Source organism: Streptomyces sp. NPDC051987, from assembly GCF_040680735.1.
Classification (GTDB): Bacteria; Actinomycetota; Actinomycetes; order Streptomycetales; family Streptomycetaceae; genus Streptomyces.
This window is the reverse complement of the sequence record NZ_JBFAXI010000022.1, coordinates 54,337-64,793: the sequence shown is the minus strand read 5'-3', so window position 1 is coordinate 64,793 and position 10,457 is coordinate 54,337. Positions and strand designations below refer to the sequence as shown.

General features: G+C 74.0%; 10 protein-coding genes. 4 read left to right on the top strand and 6 right to left on the bottom strand.

What is annotated here, in order from left to right:
• Positions 1-91 precede the first annotated feature (91 nt).
• Positions 92-460: a TetR family transcriptional regulator gene (locus tag AB0M11_RS14830; RefSeq protein WP_365705198.1), complete on the top strand. Its 369-nt coding sequence runs from the start codon at positions 92-94 to the stop codon at positions 458-460.
• Between the two features lie 50 nt (positions 461-510).
• Positions 511-819 (top strand): hypothetical protein, encoded by a 309-nt coding sequence (locus AB0M11_RS14825; protein WP_365705196.1) that lies wholly within the window; start codon positions 511-513, stop codon positions 817-819.
• Positions 820-903: 84 nt separating this feature from the next.
• Here the strand turns inward: AB0M11_RS14825 and AB0M11_RS14820 are convergent, their stop codons facing one another.
• Positions 904-1,107 carry a cold-shock protein gene (locus AB0M11_RS14820; RefSeq protein WP_294009986.1) on the bottom strand — a complete coding sequence of 68 codons (204 nt, stop codon included), beginning with the start codon at positions 1,105-1,107 and terminating at the stop codon, positions 904-906.
• 256 nt (positions 1,108-1,363) lie between these two features.
• Positions 1,364-2,209, bottom strand: coding sequence for a helix-turn-helix transcriptional regulator (locus tag AB0M11_RS14815; RefSeq protein ID WP_365705193.1), 846 nt, complete (start codon positions 2,207-2,209; stop codon positions 1,364-1,366).
• A gap of 101 nt (positions 2,210-2,310) precedes the next feature.
• On the opposite strand from AB0M11_RS14815, the gene AB0M11_RS14810 reads away from it, so the two are divergent.
• Positions 2,311-3,018: an SDR family oxidoreductase gene (locus AB0M11_RS14810; RefSeq protein ID WP_365705191.1), complete on the top strand. Its 708-nt coding sequence runs from the start codon at positions 2,311-2,313 to the stop codon at positions 3,016-3,018.
• 369 nt (positions 3,019-3,387) lie between these two features.
• Here AB0M11_RS14810 and AB0M11_RS14805 read toward each other — a convergent pair whose 3' ends face one another.
• From AB0M11_RS14805 to AB0M11_RS14795, 3 genes are all read right to left on the bottom strand, one after another.
• Entirely contained in the window at positions 3,388-4,191 is an 804-nt protein-coding gene (locus AB0M11_RS14805) for a hypothetical protein (protein WP_365705189.1), read from the bottom strand.
• A gap of 234 nt (positions 4,192-4,425) precedes the next feature.
• Positions 4,426-6,564 (bottom strand): beta-galactosidase, encoded by a 2,139-nt coding sequence (locus AB0M11_RS14800; protein ID WP_365705187.1) that lies wholly within the window; start codon positions 6,562-6,564, stop codon positions 4,426-4,428.
• 198 nt (positions 6,565-6,762) lie between these two features.
• Positions 6,763-7,914 (bottom strand): LacI family DNA-binding transcriptional regulator, encoded by a 1,152-nt coding sequence (locus AB0M11_RS14795; protein ID WP_365705185.1) that lies wholly within the window; start codon positions 7,912-7,914, stop codon positions 6,763-6,765.
• A gap of 254 nt (positions 7,915-8,168) precedes the next feature.
• Between AB0M11_RS14795 and AB0M11_RS14790 the strand changes: the two genes are divergently transcribed.
• Complete coding sequence (locus AB0M11_RS14790) at positions 8,169-9,587, top strand: cell filamentation protein Fic (RefSeq protein WP_365705183.1); 1,419 nt, start codon at positions 8,169-8,171, stop codon at positions 9,585-9,587.
• A 15-nt stretch (positions 9,588-9,602) separates the two neighbouring features.
• Here AB0M11_RS14790 and AB0M11_RS14785 read toward each other — a convergent pair whose 3' ends face one another.
• Entirely contained in the window at positions 9,603-10,424 is an 822-nt protein-coding gene (locus AB0M11_RS14785) for a methyltransferase domain-containing protein (protein WP_365705181.1), read from the bottom strand.
• Positions 10,425-10,457 lie beyond the last annotated feature (33 nt).

Genomic DNA, 10,457 nt, shown 5'->3' with positions numbered 1-10,457 from the left:
CGGTGACCACCCGCTCGCGCACCGTGCCGGTGAGGGGTTGGTACGTCTCGGGGACGCGCACCCCGGGCCAGGCGGCGGTCAGGTTCCGCGCGTGGTCCGTGCGACGCGAGGACGAGGTGGGCGGCGCACGGGCCGCCGGGCCGCTCCTCGCGGGCGGCGCACGGGCCGGACGGAGGGATCGCGGAGGGAGCCGCCTCGGGGCAACGCGGCGGTCTGCGAGGGAGTGGGGCAGGCCCGCACGGGACGGCCGCGGGTCACGTCACGGGCCGCGCTCGAACAGCTGGGCTTCGAACTCCTCGCCCGGCGTGGCCTCGGCGACACGACCCTCGATGACATCGCCGCCGCGGCAGGGATCGGCCGGCGCACCTTCTTCGGCCCCGGCCGGCGGAAAGCGCCAGGGGCTGCACATCGCCACCGTGTGCGCGGAGCGGGCGCCGAGCTTGACCTCAAGTCCGGTTGAGTTACTACGTTGGACCGTGCCGCTACCGACCCGCCGGAGAGGAAACGACCATGAGGACACTGGTGCTCGGAAGGACGCCCGCCAGGGTGACCGCTGTACTCGCCACGCTGCACGCGGACGGCTTCGACGCGGAGGGGGTGAGCACCGACGAGGAGGCCCTGAAACTCCTGGCGACCGAGGAGTTCGGCGTACTGGTCATCGGCGGGGGCGTGGGACCCGACTCGCGCGCGGCGATCAAGGCGTTCGCGGCGGAACACCGGGTACGGCACGTCATCGACGGCGCGCTGTCCGAGCCGTTCGATGTCTACGTACGGCGGGAGTTCGAGCCGCAGATCCGCAGGGCCGCCGCCGAGGGGTGACGGCCGCCGCACGGGCGGCCGTCGGGTGCGCGGCCGTCGGGTGGGCGCCGGGAACCCGCCCGACGGGCCTGCGCGGTCACCGCACTAGAGCGCCCTGACCTGCTGCGCCTGCGGGCCCTTCGTGCCCTGGCCGATGTCGAACTCGACGCGCTGGCCCTCGTCCAGGCTGCGGTAGCCGCTGCCCTGGACCTCCGAGTAGTGCACGAACACGTCAGGGCCGCCGCCGTCCTGCTCGATGAACCCGAACCCCTTCTCCGCGTTGAACCACTTGACGCTGCCCTGAGCCATGCTTGTTTCCCTTGTCTCATTGCCACGACCCGAATCGTCGCGGACCGCGACATCCCTGCCCTCAGGGGGAGACGGGAAACCCTTGTGCGCCACAACCACCCGGATGGTGGGAGGCCTGCGGGCACTCGCCGAACGCATCGCCGCGATGCGCGTTCCAGTCCGTCTTCGACGCCCACCGGACCGGACACGGCAACGCGCTGAGCGTCAGCGGCCATCCGATTCGGGCGAAGCCGGACGAGACGAAGGAGAAGCCGCGCTAGCGCCACTCGGCCAGGCTCTGCGTGCCGAGCACCGAGATCAGCGCCAGTTTCTCGGCGTCCTCGGTGCCGGGCTCAGCCGAGTACACGAGGATGTGCAGGTCCTGGTCCTCGATCCGGAGCTGGTCGCAGTCCAGCGTGAGCAGCCCCACCTGCGGATGCTCGATCGTCTTGCGTGAGGCCTCGAGCCGGCCGACGACCCCGGCGTCCCACAGCTCCGCGAACCGCTCGCTCCCCGCACGCACCTCGGCGATCAGCCGCCGCAGCTGTCGGTCGCCGGGATAACGGGCGGCCGTGGAGCGCAACTCGGCTACCAGGACGGCCTCGAAGGCGCGCCGTTCCTCCGGGGTGTGCCGCACCCGGGTCGGCCAGCCCAGGAAGTTCCGCCACACGCCGTTGCGCTGGAAGCCTCGCAGCTGGGACGGGTCGCCCATCAGCGCCGCGTACATCGGGTTGGCCACCAGCAGGGTCATGGCCGCGTCGGAGACCGCCACCGGCGTGCCGGCCAGCCGGTCCAGCAGCCGCTGCACGCTGGGTGTGATGTACCCGGGCACCATGTCCGGACCCGGCGGCACCAGCCCCGCCAGCCCGAAGAGATACGTCCGCTCGTCGGCGGACAGCCGCAGCGCCCGGGCCAGCGCCTCGACGACCTGCACGGAAGGGTGGGCCGCCCGGCCCTGTTCGAGGCGGGTCACGTAGTCGACCGAGACACCGGCCAGCAGCGCCAGTTCCTCGCGCCGCAGCCCCGCCGTCCGGCGACGGCCGCCCGCCGCCAGCCCGGCCGCGTCCGGGGGAACGCGGTCCCGCCAACGCCGCAGCGCCTGGCCCAGTTCCGTCGCCGTCATGCCCCCAGTCAACACCGTCGCCCGTCACCGTGCCTGGTACCGGCAGTCCCAGGAAGAAGGGACTGCTGGCTGATCCGGCGGCCGGGACGCAGGGTGGAGACATGACGACAACACTCATCACCGGAGCCAACAAGGGCATCGGCTACGAGACCGCCCGCCAGCTCATCGCCGCAGGTCACACCGTGTACATCGGGGCCCGGGACGCCGAGCGTGGGCGCCGGGCCGCGCAGGAGCTGGGCGCCCGGTTCGTCCTGCTCGACGTCACCGACGACGCCTCCGTGGAAGCCGCGGCCAGGACCGTCGCGGCCGACGGCGGGCTCGACGTCCTGATCAACAACGCCGGGATCGAGACCAGGACGCCGGACAACAGGGTGCCCACGGCCGAGTCCGTCACCGCCGACCAGATGCGCACCACCTTCGAGACCAACGTCTTCGGAGTCGTGCGCGTCCTGCACGCCTTCCTGCCCCTGCTGCAGCGCTCCGCCGCGCCGGTCGTGGTCAACGTCAGCAGCGGCCTGGCCTCACTGACGGCCCTCTCCGACCCCGCCCATCCCGCCCACTTCTACCCGGGCATCGCGTACCCGACATCCAAGACGGCGGTCAACATGCTCACCGTGCAGTTCGCGAAGGCGTTCCCTGCCATGCGGATCAACTCCGTCGAGCCCGGCTTCACCAAGACCGACCTGAACGGCAACACGGGCACGCAGACCGTCGAGCAGGGCGCAGAGATCATTGTGAGGATGGCGCAGATCGGCCCGGACGGACCGACCGGCGGCTACTTCGACGTCAACGGCCGGCTGCCCTGGTGAGTCGCCGGGGCGCGGTGCCCTTCGTCCGCGCCCGCGCCCTGGCCTCGCGCGTCAACTCCCGTGCGCTGCCGAGGAGTCCGTCCAGTGCGAGGGCCCGGAGGACGTGCCGGTGCAGCGGGTGCACGGCGGTGGACCCCGTCCCGCCGAGCACTTGGCAGTGCCGGGCCGCGGTCGGCGCGGCCTGTCCGGGCCGCCGCCTTGGCCGGCAGCGACCTCAGGCGTCCCCGGCCGCCGAGTGGGCGGCCTCGGCGCCCTCCACGGCCACCAGTGTCTCCGCGAGCCGGTGCCGCACCCCTGGAAGGCGACGAGCGGACGGGGCGGGGCGCGGCGGCACCGCGGACGGGAGTCAGCCGATGCAGACGACCGGAGTCAGCCGATGCAGACGACCAGCAGGCAGAGCTGCGAGGGTGAGGTCGCGGCCGTGGTCGTGGTCGGAGCGGGGCTCGCCGGCGACGCCGACGAGCCTGCGGCGGAGGCCGACGTGGTGGCGCTGGGGGCGGGCGTGGGCGTGGCGGTCGTCGACGTCGCCGTGCCGACGGCGGTGCCGGACCCCGGGGCGGCGGACCGGGGCCGGGCGGCGGAGACCGTCGTGCGCGTCGGCGAGGTGGCGCTGTCCTGGCCGGGCACCGACGTGGCCTGCGGCACGCCGGTGCTCTGCGCGTGCGGGGCGTTCGCCGTCACCGCGCGGGCGGAGGTCGTCCGGTCCGGGGCGCGGTGGCGGCCGGTCGGCGCCGACGCGGCCGGGCCGGTGTCCTTGACCGGCTCGTCGGCGAGGCCCATGGGTCGGTTGTCCGGGGCCGTGGCCGCCTGTGCCCGGTCGGCGCCCTGCCGGTCCAGGGAGGCGACGGTCAGCCCGCCGCCGACCAGTGCGACCGCGGTGGCCACCACGGCCCGCCGCTGGTTCTTCTTCCACCGGGCCCGCTGACGGCGCCGAGCCGCCCGGCCCGCCGGTGCGGCCACGGGGGCGACGTCCGGGCCGTCGCCCTCGGCCGCTCCTTCGGGACGGGCGTCCGTGTCGAGCCACGTGGTGTCGGCCGGGGTCTGCCAGGACGCGGCGCCGGTCACCGCCGGAGCGGCGGCGGCGCGTACCGCGAGGTCCGGGGCGTAGGTGCCGCATCCGGGGCACGCCAGGGCGCCGTTGAGGTGCCGACGGCACGATGCGCAGTAGTCCATCCGCGGTCTTCCTGACTCGACTGCGCCAGCGGCCTCATGAGCCCTGGCCTGAACTCGTTCGTACGTGGTATCGAACGGCCAGAACGGTAGCGAGCCTTTGGCCAGGCAGTGTGCAGCCTGTGTGTCGCTTCTGCGCAGATGCGGTCCGCGCCCGCCCGAGGGCGGGCGCGGCTGGTCGAGGAACGGCCCGCCGTGCGCGTGCGGCTCTTCTTCTCCGGACGGCCTCTCGGGCGGTCAGCCGAGGTCGGCGGAGACGAGGACACGGACGTCCCACGGGCCGAGGGTCAGGGTGGCGCCCGCGGCGAGGGACGTACCGGCGAGGACGTCGGTGAGGTGCGTCGGGGCCGCGACGCCGGTGGTCTGCCAGCTCCAGTTGTGGACGATGTGGACGCGGCGCCCGTCGGCCGAGGTACCGGTCGTCGCGGTGACCGGCGCGGGCAGGTCCCGCCACCCGTGGCCGGGGGCCGGGGCGAGCCACGCGGCCAGCGTCCGGGCGAGGTCCCGGCCGGGCACCGTGCCGACGCAGGTGATCCGGCCCGCACCGTGCCGGCGGGTGGTGACGGCGGGCCAGCGGCCGAAGTGCGGGTGGTCGTAGGTGACGAGGACCTCGGCGTCGGTGACGGTCAGGCACTCCGCCCAGCGGGTCGCCGTGGCGCCCTCGGGCAGCCGGAGCGGACCGCCGGGCGCCGACCGCACCGGCACCTCTGCCAACAGGTTGCTGAACTCGTCGTACGACACCCCCGCCGCGTCCGTGAGGCGGCCCGGGGCCGGTTCGGTGCGGGCCCGGGCCTCCTGGTCGGCGTAGCCGGTGCGCGGGCCGAGGACCAGATGGCCGCCGGCCCGGGCGTAGGCCGCGAGCCAGTCGAGGGTCGCGTCGGCGGCGAGGTACAGCCCCGGCGCGACCAGGACCGGATGCCGGCGCACCGCCTCCTCGGGGGACAGGCCCTCCCGTTCCCCGGACGGATCGTGCAGCTGCCGGGCGTGCACGATGCGTACCTGGCGGCCCGCCTCGAACGCGCCCCGGTAGAAGGGGTCGAAGAGGCGGTGGTAGGCGGCCGGGTCGGGTTCGCCGTCGGGCCTGGCGAGCGGCGGGTACTTCTGCATCAGCCACTTGCTCGGCGTCGAGTACACCAGCGTGAGGTCGGCGTCCGGCTCCAGACCGGCGACGAGTGCGCCCGCGGTCTCGAACTCCGCGCCCAGGCGGGCGAGTTCGGCGTAGGTGCGGCCGGGCCGGCCGGTGTGGGGCAGGATGCCGCCCCAGTAGGTCTCCGCGCCGAAGTGCAGCGTGTGCCAGTGCCAGTACTCGATCATGCGGGCGCCGCGTCCGACGAGCGCCCAGGCGGCCTGCCGCCACTGGCCGTCGTAGGCGGGCCGGTTGTCCCAGGGGAAGCCGATCGAGCCGGCGTTGGTCTCGGTGACCAGGAACGGCGCCTGCCGGGAGGAGAACATCCAGTCGGCGGTCCGGTACAGCGACCACACGCCGGTGGTCTTCCACTGCTGCTCGTGGCCGTCGGGCGCGGGGTCGGGCAGCAGCAGCCCGTCCTGCATGTCGTAGTACGGGTTGCCGGCGGCGACGTCGAGGCGGTCGGTCAGCTCGTCGTCCTCGACCGCGGGCCGGGTGTAGGAGACGCAGGTGGTGACGAACTGTTCCGGGTGGGCGTACTCACGGACGATGTCCGCCTGCCAGCCGATGAACTCGGTGACCTGACGGGCCTGGAACTCCCGCCACGCGACGTCGTACTGCGGCTGGGCGTTGCCGTCCGGCGTCCACAGGTCGGCCCAGGTGGACAGCCGGTGCGACCAGTAGACCAGGCCCCACTCCCGGTTGAGGGTCTCCACGTCGCCGTACTTCTCGCGGAGGTGGTCGACGAAGCGCTGGAAGACGCCGTGGTTGTGCAGGAGTTCGTTGCCCGGTTCGTTGTCGACCTGGAAGCCGATCACCGCCGGGTGGCCGGCGTACCGGGCGACGATGCGGCGGATCACCCGCTCGGCGTGGAACCGGAACGCCGGGTGGGTGAAGTCCACCTCCTGCCGGGCACCCCAGCCGATCCGTTCACCGGTGCGCCGCTCGCCGGTGATCTCCGGGTACTGCCGGGCCAGCCACGGCGGGACGGCGTACGTCGGTGTCCCCAGGACGACGGAGATGCCGCGCTCGTGGGCGCCGTCGAGGACCGGCTGCAGCCAGTCCAGGTCGAAGCGGCCGTTGTCCGGCTCCCAGGTCGACCAGACCGACTCGCCGACCCGGATCACGGTGACATGCGCGTCGGCCATCAGGTCGAGGTCGGTCTTGAGGCGTTCGGCGGGACGCTCGTACGGCTGGTACTCGTGGTAGTACGCGGCACCGAACAGGACACGGGCAGGCAGAGCCGCCATGAAGGAGACCTCCGAAGGAGAGTGGGGGTGGTCACGGCTTGACGCCGCCGGCCGCCAGGCCGTTCTGCCGGTACCGCTGGAGCAGCAGGAAGGCCGCCGTGGTCGGGACCATGACCGCGCCGAGCACCGGGGGGAAGGCCGACCGGTCGCCGCGGAGCGCAACTCGGCGAATGGGGGGCGGGGTGGCCGGACGGCAGGTCAGTTGGGCGCGGTCACACCCCCGTTCGCCGAGGCCGGACCGGTTGCCGGAGTGGTTGCCGGACCGGACGCGGCACCTGCTGCCGGGCTGCGCCGGCCGTGGGCCGATGTGCTGCGGCCGGGCGGTGGCGCGGTCGAGGCGCGGACGATGAGGTCGACCGGCGGCCCGCTCGCCGGCAGCGGATCGGCCGCCGGATTCTCGATGGCGTGCACCAGGCGTTTGAGACCCTCCTGCGCCACGGCGTCGAAGGGCTGGCGCACCGTGGTGAGCGGGGGAGTCACATAGGCGGCGACCGGGATGTCGTCGAAACCGACCACGCTGACGTCCTCCGGCACCCGCCGGCCTGCCTCCGACAGCGCGCGGACCAGGCCGATCGCCATGTCGTCGTTGGCGGAGAAGACCGCGGTCACCCGGTCGTCGGCGGCGAGTTCGCGCCCCGCCGCGTACCCGGAGGCGGCCGACCAGTCACCCCCGGCGACAGGCGGCACCTCCCGGCCCTCCGCGGTCAGGGCGGCCCGCCAGCCCTCCAGCCGGTCCCGGGCGGCGTACCAGCGTTGCGGTCCGGCGAGGTGATGGACCGTCACATGCCCGATTCCCAGCAGGTGTCCGGTGGCGATGCGGGCCATCAGGTCGGCGCCGTTCCCGGCGGTCAGCACGGTCGGTGCGGTGACCGGGGGCGGGGCGCCCATGACGAGGACCGGCACGTCGACGCGCAGGGACACGTCCCCCTGCTCGTCGATGGGTTCGGAGATGACGATGCCGTCCACGCCCTGGTCGAGGAGCGAGTCCACGGCACCGGAGAGGCCCGCCGGGTCGCCCTCCACCGTGTTGACCACGCGCAGGGCGTAGCCCGTGTCCCGGACGACCCGCTCGACGCCCATGAGCAGCGAGGCGGGTCCGTACAGGGCCGTGCCCAGCGTCACCACGCCGATCGAGCGGGTGCGTCCGGAGGCCAGCGCGCGGGCCGCGTCGTTGCGTCGGTAGCCGAGCCGTTCGGCGGCGTCGAGCACCCGCCGGCGCACGTCCTCGGAGACGTACGGCTCGTCGTTGAGGACCCGCGAGACGGTCTTCTGCGAGACACCGGCCAGCCGTGCCACGTCCACACTGCGCGGCGCGGCAGTGCTCCTGCCGCGTCCCGTCCCTTGTGCCATGGCATCTCCCGGTGACCGCCCGACCACTGGATCGGGCCCCGTCACGTCATGTGCGGTCGGCTGACTGCGCTGTCATGTCTGCGTAGTCATGTCTACGCAGTCATAGGAGTGACGTCAAGAGTCCCGCACGCATCGACCGCGCGGAGCCGCGAGGCTGCTGCGACCGCGTAGGCCCTGCTGACCGCGGTACGCCGCAGCTCGCCGGACACTTAATGCGGTTGCCCGGTCGCGGGGCGGCCGTGGAGGCTTGCGCCGTGAAGTCTGTGCTGTGGCCGTTCGACCTGTCCTGGGACGAGGCGGACCCCGCCCGCCATCCGTTCGACCACGCCGCGGCGGCGCGGGTGGTGCGCTCGCTCGGTCCGGCCCGATGCGTTCCGCGCCCCCCGGACGTGTCGCGCGCCGATCCGGCGATGAGTTCCTGGAGCCATGGCGAGGGCGCTCTCTGGGCGACCGCCGTGTCGTACGCGCTGATGGAGCGTTACGGCCGCTGGGCCGTGGGCTGGCGCTGGGCGCACGACGAAGGGGACCTCGACGGCGGTCCCGTCGGCAGCTGGTGCTGCCCGCGGGACTCGATCACGACCCCCGAGGAGACGCTGGACCGGGTCGTCGCGGCGCTGCGCGAGTGGCGGTCATGGCTGGAGAGCCTCGCCGGGCGGTTCGAGGCGTACCCGCTGGATCCGGCGGACATCGAAGACCAGCGGATCCTGTGGGAACGGGCCGCACGGAACCTGATCCTGCAGGTCGTCGACCGTACCGGTTGCGGCAGCGGCTGGCACGGGCACTGCGAGCAGGTGCTCCGCTGGTTCCTCGACCGGTGGGGATTCGCCCCGGACAACGCGCGCGATCTGGTCGACGAGGCGGTCGGCGGGCGGTTCCGCAGCTGGACCACCCCGGACAACGTGCTGGTCGACGACATCGCGGAGCGCCTCGCGCAGGCGCTGCCGCCGTCCCGCGGACCCCGGTCGCCCGCGGGGCCGGCCGTCGACCACCTGGCACGGTGGCTCGCCGTACGGGAGACCGTGGCCTGGCAGGAGGCCGCCAACCGAGGCGGGGAAGGGCCGGTGACACCGACGCGCGACGGCGCGGCCGAGGACATCCGCGTCTTCGACCGCGCCCTGGACTCCGCGCGGGCCGAGGGGCTGCTGGCCGCGCTCGAACGGCTCCGGGCCGACGCGGCGCACGGCGCGCCGCTCGACTTCGAACTGCTGCGGAGCTGGCAGCAGCACGTCCTGGGCACCGCAACGCCGCCCGCGTTCCGCACCCTGCCGGCCTTCGCCAAGCGCGGCCGGGAGCACTACGGCATCGCCCCGGACACCCGGGCCCGCCTCGACGCCTGCCTCGCCGGGAGCGCCCGGAGCGCCGGGAGCGCCCGGAGCGCCGGGGGCGTCGGCAGCGCCGAGGACGGGGGAGCGCCGCTCGCACTGACCGCCCGTGCCGCCCGCGCCTACCTCGACGTGTGCTTCTTCCACCCCTTCGACGACGGGAACGCCCGCTCCGCGTTCCTCGCCCTGGTCTTCGTCCTCGCCCGGGAAGGTGTCACGCTCGACGGCGTCGGCCTGCTCCGCCGCGTCACCCTCCGCGCTGACAGCGCCCAGGACGCCCTGTCACTCACCAACTACCTCGACCTCCACCTCGCGGAGACCCGACGCCGAGCCGCCGCCCCGGCCCGCTGACCGGGTTCCCTCCGCTCAGGGGGCGGAGCCGTCGTCGGCCTTCCAGCCCCAGGCGGTGAGCATGCCGGCCGACAGCGCGGCGCACTCCTCGGATTCCAGGTACCGGATCCCCGCGTCCACGGCCGCGTCGTCGACCAGGCCGGTGGCGAGCATCGCCGCCCGGCTCCGCTCCCAGGTGTCCGCCCAGAAACGGCTGGCGGGACTGCCCGGCAGCAGCGGCGGCACATGGATCTCGGCGGCCACGGACCCGAGTCCCGCACCGCGCAGCAACTGCGGATACGACGGCACCCAGGAGACGTCCGTGCCGATGGCCGCCCGCAGCCCCCGCCACATGGCCCGCATCACCGTCGTGTACGGAGTGTCGGGCGTCCGGTCGCTCGTCAGGTCCACCGCGTCGCCGAGCACCAGGACACCGCCGGGCGCGACGAGCTCGGCCAGCGTGGCGATCAGACGTTCGTGCTCGGGCAGGTGCATCAGCACGAAGCGCGCGTGGACGAGCCGGAACCGGCCGGGGACCAGGTCCGGGGCGGCGAGTCCGGCGGTGATGTCGGCCTCCCGCACGTCCAGTCCGGGCCGCTCGCGGAGGAACCGTACGTCACGGTCCACGGCGAGCACGCTCTCCACCCCGGCCTCGTCCAGCAGCCGGCCCGCGACCGTGCCGGTACCGGCCCCGACGTCGAGGCAGCGCCACCCCGGCCCGGCGCCCAGCGCCCGCAGCCGCGCCACGGTGATGTCGTCGTAGACGAGGGCGCCGACGTCGATGCGCCGGCCCTCACCGGCCTGTCCGGGACGGAAGACGGCCTCGCCGTAGCGGCCGCCGCCCGGCGCGGCGGTCACACCGCCGCCCGGGGAACGCGGGGACTGCCGTCG